Source organism: Segatella copri (assembly GCF_019249765.2).
Taxonomy (GTDB): domain Bacteria; phylum Bacteroidota; class Bacteroidia; order Bacteroidales; family Bacteroidaceae; genus Prevotella; species Prevotella copri_K.
Genome location: NZ_CP152484.1, coordinates 1,609,573 through 1,623,477, shown reverse-complemented (window position 1 = coordinate 1,623,477; position 13,905 = coordinate 1,609,573). Strand labels below are relative to the sequence as shown.

Below are 13,905 nucleotides of genomic sequence, written 5' to 3'. Positions count from 1 at the left end.
AACAAATCAAACCTAGAAAAAGAATATGCAGACAGAGGAAATACCAAATACTGACAATAACTACAATTCTCTTCTGAAGATTTCATCAGAAGAAGATCTTTTTGTGGAAGATGAAGTAACAGGAGTCAAGAAATACACTCCAGTAACAACTACTGATGTGGGTCAGTTTAAGAGAGAGGCAGAACATTTGTATAAGGAGATTCAGCATGCTAAAGATGAATTTAAATGGAATGCAGGAAAGCATAAAGGTCTTACCTGTTATTTTCATATTTACCAGAACCTTGCCGAACAGTTGACAGATTTTCTTAAATATATTCATACGCTCCATAAGAAAGTCTACATTTCCATCTACAAGAGCTACGATGATGAATTCATGGGGATTTATACTGATGTATTAGAGCAGGTGCTCCAGGATATTCAGACCATCGCCCGGAAGCATTCAGACTATTTGCTCGATAAGGAAGAGGAGTATGGTCAGATTCCCTATGCCAAGGCTATTTTCGAGCAATGCGAGAAGCTTAAAGTTCCTGCCGGAGACGATTTTCCCCGTTTTGATTCCCATTTCAAGAACTTTGTCTCTACCGGTTTGCAGATGGCTTTGGCTGAAACCATCTCCACAGTTACCGCTATTTGTGCTGATTTCCTAGCCTTATACAGAACCCGCCTTTTCCGCACCGACCATGAGGCTGTTATTATTTACCATTATATCAAGCGAATTTTCGACGAGGGCACGCTACCTGACCATCTGAAACATGAGGTAAAGGTAAAGAAGCACCGCATGGAAAGCAGGAGAATAGCCATTACCAACGACAGCTTACAGAAAGTGATGGATGAGGTTGAGGATAAATACAACAATTATACGCTTTGTTCTGACTGGTTTGAGCGAGAGGAGGATGAGGAAGAAGAACTTGTCCGTACGCTAGTCAGGGAGCAGGCTTCGCCCGAGGATTTTGAAACGCTATTCAAGTATCAGGGTGAGCATAAAATGTGGGAGGCTGAAATAGCCAGGGCTGATGATTTTGAGCGTAACAGCGACTCTTTCTTTGTGAACTGGGTAGATTCTATAAAATTGGAGGAGAAGTTGAAGTTCTGGATAAAAGGCAACATTACGTCTCAGCAAAGCTGGTACATAGTCTGGTGCCTGATGAAATATACGTTCCACATGGTGCGTGATAATCAGGACAAGGCAGCCTTTGCCGCCCGCATGAACCTGATGTTTCCGGATGCAGAAAAGAAATGTGTGGTGGAGTCGTTCCGCAAGCAGGAAACGCAGAAGAACCACAACCACCATTTCTCGGAGTGGCTTGAAGGCTCCGATCCCGATTATCATACCGCCCAGGATCTGTATTATAAGCTGGCGAAAAGGGATGGTTATATGAGAAGTATTTGAGTTGGTATAGGAAAGTAGAGAGGAAGATTTAGAGATAACTATCGTCCCTGGGTATAAAACAAGGATAATTCCGGTAATATTCTACGGCTTTTTTGAAAATATTCCGTAGAATATTACCGCTTTTCAAAAAAATATTGTATTTTTGCAGCGACAATGATATTAATATAAATGTGATATGGACAATATAGTTTGTAAAGTGGAAGCACTAGGAGGCACAATCTCTACTACTGATATTCCTCATATAGCAGAGTATAAGCGATTGTTGAGAGCTAAGGAACGTGGCGACTTGATCAAGTTGCGCCAGGGCATTTATGCTGTTCCGGAAGCCCTGCTGAATACAATGATAGATGTGGAGCGGATTGTACCTAAAGGTGTTGTGTGTCTATACAATGCCTGGGCTTATCATCAGCTTTCGACAACTGTTCCACCAGCTTTTTGCATTGCCATCGCCAATAAACGGAAAGTAGAGATTCCTGAAACGCTTCCGATAGAATTGTATTATTGGAAGAAGGAAAATCTGGAGTTTGGCATTATGGAAGCAGAAATATCCGGTTTCCATGTTCGCATAACCGACTTGGAGCGAAGTGTTTGTGATGCAGTGAAATACAGAAACAAATTGGGGCTGGATGTTTGTGCGGAAGTGATTCGTTCTTATTTGAGAAAGCCCAATCGCAATCTCACTCGTTTGCAGGATTACGCCCAACGCCTCAGAGTATTCAATACATTGAAAAATTATGTTGAAATAGCTATAGAATAAGATGGGAAAGAAAAACTACGGTAAGTCTGTTAAGACCCGCCATTGCTTTTGCCTGACATTCCATCTGTGAACATACAGGCGTATTCCTTGGAGACAGTTGTTGCCGAGAAATTCCATACGATGATAGACCGAGATGTGCTCAACAGTCGCATGAAAGATTTCTTCGACTGTTACCAACTCCTGACAAAGAGAGACTTGTCTGATGACACATTATATGATGCGATTAAGGCGGCTTTCGATAATAGAGGGCTTACATACAATCCCGAATTGCAGTTGTTTACAGAAAGTTTTGCGACAGACGCAGCACGTATAGTTCGCTGGAAAGCATTTCTGAAAAAGATTCAATGGAAAGAAGCTCTTGATTTCAAGACTGTTATGGAAGTAATAAAGGAAAGGTTGCAGCCTATGGCAGAAAGATATTGGGGAAAGTAGTGCGTTGTGGAGTCGTCTCGCAAGCAGGAAACGTAGCTGATGATTAGCCCCAACACGCCCTGAAAGGGCAGAAGCTCCTAGCCCAGGGCAATCGCCCTGGGTTATTACGGTCGCAACCCTGCCGCCCTGAAAGGGCAAAAGCTTTAAAATACCTTGTAATTTTCATATTTTCTTTGTTGTTTTTCAATATAATGTGTATCTTTGCAATGTCGAATGAAAATACGACTAAAAACAATTAATAAAAGAACATAGTATGCAATATCCAACAATATTAGAATATGTAAAGGCCATTCAAGATGCTGGTAACAATCTTGACAAGTTGGCTCACCTGACTCCCGTATTAGATAATCACGGAGAGCCATATCATATTTGTGATGCTTTTGCCGTTGTATTTAAGATGCAGGACAAGAGTACTGGGAAGTATTATACCCTCAAGTGTTTCTTGAAAAATCAGAAGGAACGTGACGATGATTCGTGTTGTCAGATTACTAATGAACAGAATATGGTTAGGGCTTCATACAGTACTTCTGTGAAGTATCTAGAGAAGGAACTTTTAGTTCATAGTCAAGACAAAGTGGGAAAATTTCCGGTACTGTTGGCAGATTGGATAGACGAGAAATCGATGATAACTTTTCTGTCAGTGAATGAAGATATGACTACATCAACAATACATGAAAATTTTAATGAGGCTATTACAGATGAATATGGAGTGACATATAGCAAAGACGGGAGAAAATTGTTAAGATCACCCAAAGAACTTGATGGAAACTATTCAATTAAAAAAGATACAAAGATTATTTGTGATTGGGCATTTGAAGGTTGCACTTCTTTGCGTAGTCTTGTTGTTCCTGAGAGTGTTATAAGCATTGGAGAGAGTGCATTTGATGGGTGCACTTCTCTGAGTAGTCTTGTTATTCCTAATAGGGTAGTGAGCATTAAAGGCAATCTCTTTTGCGGTTGGTATGGCGACTTGATATGCTTGTCGCCGTACTTTATTTATGAAAATAATGTATTATTTGATAAAGACAAAAGTACAATTATCTCTTTTAGAGACCAAGACACAACATCTTATGTCATCCCAGCTGGAGTAACTAGCATTGGTGATTGTGCCTTTGAAGGTTGCGAATCTTTGAACAGTCTTGTTATTCCTAATAGTGTAACTAGCATTGGGGAGAGTGCTTTTTCCTTTTCATCTTTGAGCAGCCTTGTTATTCCAGATAGCATTACCCGTATTGAGGATTGTGCATTTGAATATTGTGAATCTTTGAGCAGTCTTGTTATTCCTAATAGCGTTACCAGCATTGGCGATAGGGCATTTGTATATTGTAAGTCTCTGCGTAGTCTTGTTATTCCTGATAGTGTAACTCGCATTGGGGATAGGGCATTTGAATATTGCGAATCTTTGCGTAGTCTTGTTATTCCCGACAGTGTTACTAGCATAGGGGCTTGGGCATTTCGAAGTTGTCGTTCCTTGACAGATATTGTTATTCCTGATAGCATAAATAGCATTGTGACTGGTGCGTTTAGTGATTGCGAGTCTTTGAAAAGTTTTGTTATTCCCAATAGTGTAACTAGCATTGAAAATTGTGCATTTAGTGGGTGCAAATCTTTGCGTAGTCTTGTTATTCCTGATAGTGTTACTTGCTTATTTTGGGATGCATTTCATGGCTGTGAATCTTTGAGCAGTCTTGTTATTCCTGACAGCGTTACTAGCATTGGGAATAGTGTATTTTATGGGTGCAAATCTTTGACAGATATAGCTATTCCTGATAGTGTTACTAGCATTGGGAATAGTGCATTTGAAGATTGCTCTTCTTTGAGTAGCCTTGTTATTCCCGATAGTGTTACTAGCATTGGAAATAGAGCGTTTTATGGCTGCAAATCTCTGTGTAGTCTTGTTATTCCTGATGGTGTAACTAGTATAGGGTATGAGGCGTTTAAGGATTGCTCTTCTTTGAGTAGCCTTATTATTCCTGATAGTGTTGCTAGTATTGTGGATAGAGAATTTACATATTCATCTTTGAGCAGTCTTGTTATTCGTGCTACTGGATCGAGTATTGTGGATAGAGCCTTTAAAGGTTGTATTTCTTTATGTTATCTCGCTATTCATGCTAAAATTGTGATCCCTGATGGTGTAACCAGCATAGGAGACAGCGCATTTCGTGGTTGCACTTCTTTGACTAGCCTTGTTATTCCTGACAGTGTTACCAGCATTGGGATTGGTGCTTTTGGGGGTTGTAAATCTTTGGCAGACATTGTTATTCCTGATAGTGTTACCTGTATTGAGAATAGTGCATTTGAAGGTTGCTCTTCTTTGAATAACGTTGTTATTCCTGATGGTATAACTCGCATTGGGAAAAGTGCATTTAGGGGTTGCAAATCTTTGAGTAGCCTTGTTATTCCTGGTGGTGTGACTCGCATTGGGGATGGTGCATTTAGGGATTGCGAATCTTTGAGTAGCCTTGTTATTCCTGGTGGTGTGACTCGCATTGGGGCGAGGACATTTTTTGGTTGTAGTTCTTTGAGTAACATAGTCATTCCTGACAGTGTAACTAGTATTGGGGATGAAGCATTTGGATATTGCAAATCTTTGAGTAGTCTTGTTATTCCTGATAGTGTTACTAACATTGGTGATTATGCTTTTTATTGTTGCTATTCTTTGGAAAGTCTTATTCTCCCGGATGGTGTTACGAGCATTGGGGAATATGCATTTAGGGGTTGCTCTTCTTTGAGCAACCTCGTTATTCCTAATAGTGTTACTAGTGTTGGAAAGTGTGCATTTTATGATTGCTCTTCTCTGAGTAGTATTGTTATTTCTGATAGTGTAACCAGCATTGGGGAGAGGGCGTTTTGGGGGTGCTCTTCTTTGAGTAGTATTGTTATTCCTAATAGTGTTACTAGTGTTGGAAAGTGTGCATTTTATGATTGCTCTTCTTTGAGTAGTATTATTATTCCTGATAGCGTTACTAGCATTGGGGATAGTACTTTTTGGGGTTGCTCTTCTTTGAGCAGTCTTGTTATTCCTGATAGCGTTACTAGCATTGGTGTGTGTGCATTTAGGCATTGCTCTTCTTTGAGTAACGTTGTTATTCCAGATAGTATTACAAGCATTGAGTGTTATGCATTTAGTGATTGCTCTTCTTTGAGCAGTATTGTTATTCCAGTGAGTGTTACTTACATTGGGCATCATGCTTTTGCAAATTGCAATCTCTCAAATACTCTTAGACAAGAATTAAGTTCCCGTTTTGGTGATAAAATATTTTGGTAACTAAGGTTGAACTTGTTAAAGGCATCTTTTTCATGGAATTGTGAAGGAGGTGCCTTTAATGTTTGAATTTTAAAGCTTTTGCCCTTACAGGGCGCAAGGTTGATTGCTGGTTTACCCAGGGCGAGTGCCCTGGGCTAGGAGCTTCTGCCCCTTCAGGGCGTGTGGGGCATGGACTATATTTTTTACTAAATTACCATTTTCCCAAGAAACATGGGATTTTTCCCAATAATGCCTTGATTTTTCCCAAGAAAGCCCCGATTTTTCCCAAATACAGCAGTTTATCGGGAAAAGTGTGGGGGAAGGCTTGCAGGAAAATGAGAGTATTTTCTTGCCTTTTTGTTAATATTATACGATTTTTCATTGTTTTTTCCCTACTGAGCGAGTAGGCCATTTGTTTTTCCCAAGAAATGCCCGATTTTTCCCAAATACGTGGGTTTTTCGGGGGAGTTGTGGGAAAAGCATTGTTTTGCCTTATTTTCTGCAGTACTTTTGCAGCGTCGAAGAAACAAGACAACGCTGAAATGGTTTGGTGCTCTTGAAAACCTCTTCGTACATTATATAATATGTATACTCAGATTATGAGAGTGGTGCAGCAGGGCGAGACCTTCGCTGTGCAGAGTCAGAAAAGTGAGAACGGACAGATGATGAAATGCAACATCGTTCTCCAGGAGATGGGCGGCAAGTATGAGAACCAGTACGCTGCGGCAATGCTCGGCAATATGGCGCAATGTAAGTATGCTCCGGGTGAGCTGGTGGCTGTTACGCTCCGCTTTACTACCCATGAGCACAATGGTCAGGTTTATCAGGATATTCTGGTTACGGACATTGAAAAGGCTTTTTAAAGGTAAAAAGGTAAAAAAGTAAAAAGGTAAAAAGGGAGGCTTCGCTTGGAGACTTATTGCGGAGATTCTTAGTTATTAACTGAGTTGAAACAGAGGAGGATTTTCCATGGTAAAGCGCGCAACAATCCGGATGTTTCTTCTCCTAAAATTCAATTCAGATTATGGTTAAGAAAGTAAACAAGGTTCAGAACAATGCTCAGAATAATGTTCAGAACCAGCAGGTGAATAATAATGACTGCCAGCATGTGCAGTTGGGTGGAATGGCTTACTATGATGCTAAGCAGTATTTCCTTTTCAGTCCCCAGGAATCGGGGGTGAACAAGGTTCCTCGATTCCGTTCGATGGGCGTGGCTCAGCAAATGCCTGACGGAACATTTGATTTCGTGGTTCAGCACCGCCTCAGAACTCAGTCGGAACTGATTAAGAAACTGGCGCATGGTCGTGTGAGCAAGACCAAGGACGGTGCTGTTCAGCTTACCTTGAAGGTGTTCTGCCATGAGGGAATCAACATCGCCCGAACGCTGGCTGTTGAGGCTGAAGAAGGGGCTGAGGCGGTAGTGGATTACCAACTGAAACATTAGGATTTTTGTATTCAACTTAAAAACGATAAGTAGAAACAGATAGATGAGTTGTTATTTAATAAAGGTGGAGAATGGGCACAAGGTTGCCCGCTCCATCACCTCGGAAGAGGAGTATAAGCAGTTGCGTGGAAGCAATGAGCAGAAGGCGAATCTTCGCCTGGCTCGTGCCGGAAACGATGCTGCGAAACGGAGACTGGTGCAGTTTAACTACTCCGGCCATTATCCGCAAGGCGTGGTGAAGGGAATGAAACTGCCAAGCGGTGCTTTCGGGTTTGATATGGATGAGCCGGAGGCTTTCGCCAAGGCTGCCAAGCTGCTGCTGAAAGAACCGGACAAGTACGGACTTCTGATGCTGGAACGCAGCGCACGACAAGGCGGTCATGCGGTGTTTGAGCGCGAAAAGGGTAAGACGGTTCTGGAGAATCAGGTACGAATTGCTACGATGCTGAAATGCGAAATGGATACTTCGGCTCACGACATTAACCGGGTTTATTTCACTACTACATCGGATGGAGAAGACCTGCTCTTTCTTTCGCCACGGCTCTTCAAGGATACTTATGATGAGGCTGCAGTTGCAGCTGAGGGGAAAGTGCTGGAAGAGCGTGAAAGGTACGGACAAGAGGAACTGCCGGAAGGGGCGCACAAGGCAAACAAGCACTTTATGCCTTGGTTGGAAGAAATCAAGAAGAATCCTCAAGGGGTTTTAAAGAGTCAAGAATTTAAGGATTCTCAGAAAGCTTCTCAAGGGGTTTTTAAGGGTCAGGAATTTAAGAATTCGAGATTTTCTACTTCTGCTGCTTCTGCCTCTGCTGCGTCAACTTCTTCTACCGCGTCAACTGCTGCTGCTTCAACTACTTCTGCTGCTCAGGACAATTATCTCGGGATTCCTTATGGGGAAATCATTAAGAAGTGGTGGCAGATGTATAATGATGGGCAGGAGCCGATGCGCTCCAACCGCAATACGCTGACCTTTGAGCTGGCTGTGAACCTGCGCCACATCTGTGGTTTTGACCGCAATCTGCTGGCTCAGATTATTCCCTGCTACGATGGGTTTCCCGAACAGGAAAAGATGGCTTGCATCAACTCGGCATTGAACGAGAAAATCACGCAAATGCCTAAGCGGCTGAAGGATGTGCTCTCTGCCATCCGTCAGGAACGAATGAAGCAGGGAAATGTGGGTAGTGGTTCGGCGGCTGACAATGAGGCACTGGTAAATGCGCTGGACGAGGCTAACGCCAAGGATGATCTGTTCTATTATAATGCGCTGCCTAAGTTGCCGCAAGGCATTCGGGATTCCATCAGCGCAGTGGGTCCGGCACTGGCTCTGCCTGTAATCACAGCCATCTGTCCTGCCATCGGAATGCTCGCAACGGGCGTGAAGGTTTCCGTTCACGGTAAGATGAACTCGCTGAACCTCATCTCCTACATCGCCGGTGATTTTGCATCTGGTAAGGGAAGTATTGACCCCGTGATTGACGCATGGACTTCGGAAGTGAAGGAAATGGACAAAATGTATCAGCAGAAGGAGGATGAATGGCGAGCCAAGAAACGTGCAGCCAAGAACAAGAAGGAGCAGCCGGAAGAGCCGAAACTGCCTGTAAGATGCTTGACACTGAACAATACGGTGGCGAATCTGGCTGAACGACTGGCGAACACGGAAGGCAAGCACGCCTTCTCGTTTACTCCGGAAGCTGACACCGTAGCGCAGAAGTGGAAATCGGCGATGAGCGACTTTTCAGTCATGTTGAGACAGGCTTACGACGGAACAAGCTATGAGCGTGAAGCAAGAAGTGCGGATGCAGTGAATGTTCATATAGACAGACTGTTATGGAACGTGGTGATGTGCGGCACTCCTGATGCGCTCTATCGAGTAGTAAGCAATTATACGGATGGTTTCCAGAGCCGTATCATCGTGGCAAAAACGCCCGATAATACCTTCACTCCACTTTCTGACAACATGTATGTTATGAACGAACGTCAGCGCGACCGCATTATTCAGATAGCTCATCTTCTGCCTTTGCTGACCGGTGAGGTGGTTCTGCCCAAGCTGGAGGATAAGGGTAGGGAATGGCTGGAACAGATAAGACTGGAAACGATGAAAAATGACGACAAGGTGAAAGCCCGCCAGCGTTTCCGTATCTGTCCAACCACGATGAGAATGATGACCTGCATCATGCTTTGCAAGGTTCTGGAAACGCTGATTCAGAAGCATGGATTCAATGGAGCCGAGAAACAGCTGAAGGAGTCGCCTGATTTGTGGAAGGGAATGCTCGTAAAGACGCAGACATCAACCATGCTGAATGTCTTTGATGTACTGGCTGACTATCAGCTGGATAATGCGCTCTACTTCTTCCGTAGTCGCATAGAGGATGCGTTCTCATCCAAGAATTATTGCAGTCAGTCGCCCTACGATCGTACACATAGAGGTAAGAATGATTCCATCTTCGAACGTCTTGACGTAACTTTCACCTTTGAGCAGGCAGAGCAGCAGAGTGTTGCCGTAAAGGGCGCAACTGCTACCCATGAGACGGTAAGGCAGATGCTGAAGAATTGGAAGCGTCAAGGTTTGATCAGTATTTTACCAGACAAGCGTTATCAGAAAGTTACTTCTATCATATAAAATCCGGTCATTTCCGGTCATGGTCATTTCCGGTCATTTTGGTTTTCGGTTCTTAAATCAGCCTTAATGACCGGCCTTGATCCAATTATTCATTATCAATTATTAATTGTAAATTATCATGAACATCAATATATTCCGCCGTCGCTTCACTCCATGGAGTGTGGATGGCACAATGGTTATAGGTGGCAAGATTTTCTGCGACACCTTAGAACGTCCTAACCGTCATTTGCCAGCAGGACGTTATAAGATTTCTCTCATTCCTACCAAGCAAAAGAAGGTGTCGGAGACAAAGAAGAAAAATAAGTATGAAAGAGGAAAATATGAAATTGTTATCAAGCCTGTTATTCTGTTAAGATCCAATTACGTGCCTCGTACTGTTAGGCGCAGAGCTCGCTTCGTGCCTGGCAACGGTCCGCTACGTCTGAGAAACAAGAGTATCATTCTGGGCAAGTCTCATTATACCGGAATCGTTACGCAATCAGAAGAATGCTATAATGAATTTTGCCAGTTGTTGGATGAGGAATTCAAGAGGATGAAGAAAAAGCATCTACCGTGCAGAATCAATCTGTGTATCAGGGATTGGGGTGTTGACGAAATCCCCCTTAATTATCTGCTTATTTTTCAATAATTAATATTCAATATCATGCGTAAGATAAAGGAAATCATCATTCATTGCAGTGCGACCAAGGAAGGTCGCAACTTCACCGTAGCGGATATTGACCGCTGGCACCGGGAGCGCGGAATGCGCTGCATAGGTTATCATTTCGTGATTTATCGTGACGGCAGCATTCATGTAGGCCGTGCGATAGAGGAGGTTGGCGCCCATTGCAAGGGCCATAATTCCATCAGTATAGGCATTTGCTACATCGGCGGCTTATCAAAGAAAGGCAAGCCGAAGGATACAAGAACCCGAGACCAGAAAGCGGCAATGCGCTCGCTCATCGAGCAGCTGAAGGAGGAATATCCATTAGCCACGATTCATGGTCATAATGAATTTGCCAACAAAGCCTGCCCCTGCTTTAATGTAAAGAAGGAGTGGGGGAAGGAGTAAACACAAAAATAGCGGATCTTTCACAGACCCGCTATTTGATATTTAATAAATACTCTGGAATGAATTTTAATCATCACCAAAAATAAAAGATGCCTTATACAATGCCCTGAGCCATCATAGCCTTAGCTACCTTCAGGAAGCCGGCTACGTTTGCACCCTTTACGTAATTTACGTAACCGTCTGGCTCAGTACCATACTTCACGCAGTTAGCGTGAATATCGTTCATGATGTCGTGGAGCTTAGCATCAACCTCCTCACGAGACCACTTCAGACGCTCTGAGTTCTGGCTCATCTCAAGACCTGATACTGCAACACCACCTGCGTTGGCTGCCTTACCTGGAGAGTAGAGAATCTTAGCATCCTGGAATACCTTGATAGCCTCTGGAGTAGAAGGCATGTTAGCACCCTCGCTTACTGCGATTACGCCGTTGGCGATGAGAGCCTTAGCTGCCTCCTCGTTGATTTCGTTCTGAGTAGCTGATGGGAGAGCGATGTCTGCCTTCTCAAACCAAGGCTTAGCACCTGCAACATATTTTACACCATACTTCTCTGCATACTCCTTGATACGGCCACGCTCTACGTTCTTGAGCTCCATGATGTAATCGAGCTTCTCGCGGTCGATTCCGTCTGGGTCGTAGATGTAACCGTCTGAATCTGAACATGTAACTGGCTTAGCACCCAACTGGAGCAACTTCTCCATAGTGTACTGGGCTACATTACCTGAACCTGAAACCAAAACAGTCTTGCCCTTGATGTCAATACCCTTGGTAGCGAGCATGTTGCAGAGGAAGTATACGTTACCGTAACCTGTAGCCTCAGGACGGATCAATGAACCGCCGAACTCCTGACCCTTACCGGTCAAGACGCCCTGGAACTGGTGTGTCAACTTCTTGTACATTCCGAAGAGGTAACCTACCTCACGGCCACCTACACCGATGTCACCAGCTGGAACATCCTCGTCTGGACCCATGTGACGATAAAGCTCTGTCATGAAAGCCTGGCAGAAACGCATTACCTCGTTGTTGCTCTTGCCACGTGGAGAGAAGTCAGAACCACCCTTAGCACCACCCATTGGGAGAGTAGTAAGAGAGTTCTTGAATGTCTGCTCGAAAGCCAAGAACTTCAAAATACCCAAGTTTACTGACTTGTGGTAGCGAAGACCTCCCTTGTAAGGGCCAATCGCGTTGTTGTGCTGTACGCGGTAACCCATGTTAGTCTGTACGTTGCCCTTATCATCTACCCAAGATACGCGGAACTGGATGATGCGGTCTGGAATGCAGAGACGCTCGATGAGGTTTGCCTTCTCAAACTCTGGGTGCTTGTTGTACTCTTCCTCGATAGTACCGAGAACCTGACTAACTGCCTGAATGTACTCAGGCTCGTTTGGGAATCTTCTTTGGAGATTCGCGATTACTTCTGATGCTTTCATAATCTTTAATCTTTTATTGTGTTTAAATTCTTACTTCTTTATTTCTGCTTGCAAAGATACATGTTTTTCTTGAAAACACCAACAAAAAGAAAGAAAAAATGCAGAAAAAGTAGAAAAAAGATATTTTTTAACATTCTTAATCACGATTTGTAGCGCTTTTGTGTACGCACACCTTATTATATAAGAGACGTTTTTCGGGGTTTAAGCCTTTATCTCCGTTTTAGGGAATCTTGCATTCTGAGGACTTCTGTTTATCTATCCTGCGCCATAGGGCATAAATGAGCAGGATGATAGCGTAGAGACCGATTACCTGAGGCAGACTGATTCTTACGTTTTCGATGCTTGCTCCAGGCAGCATGCTGATCAGTTTTATGGCTGTATTCAAAAACTGGGTGATGCTGGTCAGGGCGCCTGATGTAAGGCTGATGAGTGGGGCGACAACCGGTGCTATGGGCGCCCATAACGTGAGTGGGGAGAACAGGATTAATGCTGCTCCAAGATATAGGATGAGGGTTGCTGCGGGAATGGCGATGTAATTGGTGAGAAGTGAATAGCACGATATTCTGCCGAAGGTGTAGACGATGACCGGAAGGGTTCCTATCTGGGCTGCCAGTGAAACGCAAAGGAGTCCCCATGCCCAACGGATGAAACGGCTGCGGATGGAGAGGAGGGTGTAAAGGGGTGTGAAGAACAGCAGAATGGAGGCTACGGCCAGGAACGAAAGCTGGAAACTCAACTCGAAAAGGTAGAGCGGACTGATGAAGAGCATAAATATATAAGCTGAGGCTAAGGTGTTGAGCGGCAGACCGGTACGATGGAAAGCTAAACTTAAGCTGTAGGCTGAAAGCATGATGGCTGCACGGACTGCACTTGCCGGCAATCCTATGAGGAAAACGTAGGTCCAGATGGAGATGAGGGACAGGATGATGGTGTAAACTGAGTACTTTCTGCCGCCTAGCAGAAAGATGAAAAGCTGGAAGATAATGCCTATATGAAGTCCGCTTACTGCCAGGATGTGACTGGCTCCGGAAATGGAGTAACTGTTTCGGGTGTTCGAGTCGAGTGCGCTCTTGTCGCCCAGCGCCATGGCTGCGATGACTGCATAGTCTTGCTGTTTTACGTGAAGGGAAACCAGTTTGCTTTCAATATTGCTTTTATAGCGTTCGGTATTGATTTTTGCCCGTGTGAGGTAAGACAGTTCCTGCCAGTTTTTCAGTTGTGTAGAGGTTTGAGAATCAGTTATTTGCTTACAGGTAAGAAAAGCCCCAAGGCTCAGGATGCATAAATGAATCATCACGCATTGGGAGAAGATGAGAAACTGGTGGCTCCTGCAGAAGTAAGCTTTTTGGTTTAAGAACTCAGTAAGGAAAAAGATGATGCTGCCAAGGGCGCATGAAATGATGGAGATGATGAGCCAGAAGCGCATGTTGAAATCATCATAGCCCCATTTGGCTATGATGATTCCGATCGTCAGTGTGAGGCTGATGGTCATGAGCGGGGTGAGGGGTAGCTCTTTCATCATTCCTCTTTCCTTT

General features: G+C 43.9%; 12 protein-coding genes. 9 read left to right on the top strand and 3 right to left on the bottom strand.

Going from position 1 to position 13,905, the window contains the following annotated elements:
* Window positions 1-25: 25 nt before the first annotated feature.
* The 4 genes from KUA46_RS07335 to KUA46_RS07320 all read left to right on the top strand — a co-directional run bounded on the left by KUA46_RS07335 (window position 26) and on the right by KUA46_RS07320 (window position 5,847).
* Window positions 26-1,390, top strand: a complete 1,365-nt coding sequence (locus tag KUA46_RS07335; RefSeq protein WP_218486953.1) for a hypothetical protein — start codon at window positions 26-28, stop codon at window positions 1,388-1,390.
* 175 nt (window positions 1,391-1,565) lie between these two features.
* Entirely contained in the window at window positions 1,566-2,147 is a 582-nt protein-coding gene (locus KUA46_RS07330) for a type IV toxin-antitoxin system AbiEi family antitoxin domain-containing protein (protein WP_218486954.1), read from the top strand.
* 42 nt (window positions 2,148-2,189) lie between these two features.
* Window positions 2,190-2,579, top strand: a complete 390-nt coding sequence (locus tag KUA46_RS07325) for a nucleotidyl transferase AbiEii/AbiGii toxin family protein (RefSeq protein WP_434725812.1) — start codon at window positions 2,190-2,192, stop codon at window positions 2,577-2,579.
* A gap of 253 nt (window positions 2,580-2,832) precedes the next feature.
* Entirely contained in the window at window positions 2,833-5,847 is a 3,015-nt protein-coding gene (locus KUA46_RS07320) for a leucine-rich repeat domain-containing protein (protein WP_218486955.1), read from the top strand.
* 190 nt (window positions 5,848-6,037) lie between these two features.
* Here the strand turns inward: KUA46_RS07320 and KUA46_RS07315 are convergent, their stop codons facing one another.
* The gene (locus tag KUA46_RS07315) at window positions 6,038-6,208 is read right to left on the bottom strand and encodes a hypothetical protein (RefSeq protein ID WP_218486956.1); all 171 of its coding nucleotides are present in this window, start codon (window positions 6,206-6,208) and stop codon (window positions 6,038-6,040) included.
* Between the two features lie 202 nt (window positions 6,209-6,410).
* On the opposite strand from KUA46_RS07315, the gene KUA46_RS07310 reads away from it, so the two are divergent.
* The 5 genes from KUA46_RS07310 to KUA46_RS07290 all read left to right on the top strand — a co-directional run bounded on the left by KUA46_RS07310 (window position 6,411) and on the right by KUA46_RS07290 (window position 10,941).
* Window positions 6,411-6,689, top strand: coding sequence for a DUF3127 domain-containing protein (locus KUA46_RS07310; protein WP_117695255.1), 279 nt, complete (start codon window positions 6,411-6,413; stop codon window positions 6,687-6,689).
* A gap of 161 nt (window positions 6,690-6,850) precedes the next feature.
* The gene (locus tag KUA46_RS07305) at window positions 6,851-7,270 is read left to right on the top strand and encodes a hypothetical protein (protein WP_153113415.1); all 420 of its coding nucleotides are present in this window, start codon (window positions 6,851-6,853) and stop codon (window positions 7,268-7,270) included.
* Between the two features lie 43 nt (window positions 7,271-7,313).
* Entirely contained in the window at window positions 7,314-9,890 is a 2,577-nt protein-coding gene (locus tag KUA46_RS07300; RefSeq protein ID WP_218486957.1) for a DUF3987 domain-containing protein, read from the top strand.
* A gap of 118 nt (window positions 9,891-10,008) precedes the next feature.
* Window positions 10,009-10,518 carry a DUF5675 family protein gene (locus KUA46_RS07295; protein ID WP_153139320.1) on the top strand — a complete coding sequence of 170 codons (510 nt, stop codon included), beginning with the start codon at window positions 10,009-10,011 and terminating at the stop codon, window positions 10,516-10,518.
* Between the two features lie 15 nt (window positions 10,519-10,533).
* Window positions 10,534-10,941 (top strand): N-acetylmuramoyl-L-alanine amidase, encoded by a 408-nt coding sequence (locus KUA46_RS07290; protein WP_153092939.1) that lies wholly within the window; start codon window positions 10,534-10,536, stop codon window positions 10,939-10,941.
* A 94-nt stretch (window positions 10,942-11,035) separates the two neighbouring features.
* Here KUA46_RS07290 and KUA46_RS07285 read toward each other — a convergent pair whose 3' ends face one another.
* Both KUA46_RS07285 and KUA46_RS07280 read right to left on the bottom strand, forming a co-directional pair.
* Window positions 11,036-12,370 carry an NADP-specific glutamate dehydrogenase gene (locus KUA46_RS07285; protein WP_006847509.1) on the bottom strand — a complete coding sequence of 445 codons (1,335 nt, stop codon included), beginning with the start codon at window positions 12,368-12,370 and terminating at the stop codon, window positions 11,036-11,038.
* Window positions 12,371-12,590: 220 nt separating this feature from the next.
* Window positions 12,591-13,892, bottom strand: a complete 1,302-nt coding sequence (locus KUA46_RS07280) for a ComEC/Rec2 family competence protein (protein WP_218486958.1) — start codon at window positions 13,890-13,892, stop codon at window positions 12,591-12,593.
* Window positions 13,893-13,905: the final 13 nt, after the last annotated feature.

What these genes read in the sequence shown, in the direction of transcription:
- KUA46_RS07335 (WP_218486953.1), top strand. Translation starts at nt 26, where the DNA reads ATGCAGACAGAGGAAATACCAAATACTGACAATAACTACAATTCTCTT.
- KUA46_RS07300 (WP_218486957.1), top strand. Translation starts at nt 7,314, where the DNA reads ATGAGTTGTTATTTAATAAAGGTGGAGAATGGGCACAAGGTTGCCCGC.
- KUA46_RS07290 (WP_153092939.1), top strand. Translation starts at nt 10,534, where the DNA reads ATGCGTAAGATAAAGGAAATCATCATTCATTGCAGTGCGACCAAGGAA.
- KUA46_RS07315 (WP_218486956.1), bottom strand. Translation starts at nt 6,208, where the DNA reads ATGAAAAATCGTATAATATTAACAAAAAGGCAAGAAAATACTCTCATT.
- KUA46_RS07295 (WP_153139320.1), top strand. Translation starts at nt 10,009, where the DNA reads ATGAACATCAATATATTCCGCCGTCGCTTCACTCCATGGAGTGTGGAT.
- KUA46_RS07285 (WP_006847509.1), bottom strand. Translation starts at nt 12,370, where the DNA reads ATGAAAGCATCAGAAGTAATCGCGAATCTCCAAAGAAGATTCCCAAAC.
- KUA46_RS07305 (WP_153113415.1), top strand. Translation starts at nt 6,851, where the DNA reads ATGGTTAAGAAAGTAAACAAGGTTCAGAACAATGCTCAGAATAATGTT.
- KUA46_RS07320 (WP_218486955.1), top strand. Translation starts at nt 2,833, where the DNA reads ATGCAATATCCAACAATATTAGAATATGTAAAGGCCATTCAAGATGCT.
- KUA46_RS07280 (WP_218486958.1), bottom strand. Translation starts at nt 13,892, where the DNA reads ATGATGAAAGAGCTACCCCTCACCCCGCTCATGACCATCAGCCTCACA.
- KUA46_RS07330 (WP_218486954.1), top strand. Translation starts at nt 1,566, where the DNA reads ATGGACAATATAGTTTGTAAAGTGGAAGCACTAGGAGGCACAATCTCT.
- KUA46_RS07310 (WP_117695255.1), top strand. Translation starts at nt 6,411, where the DNA reads ATGTATACTCAGATTATGAGAGTGGTGCAGCAGGGCGAGACCTTCGCT.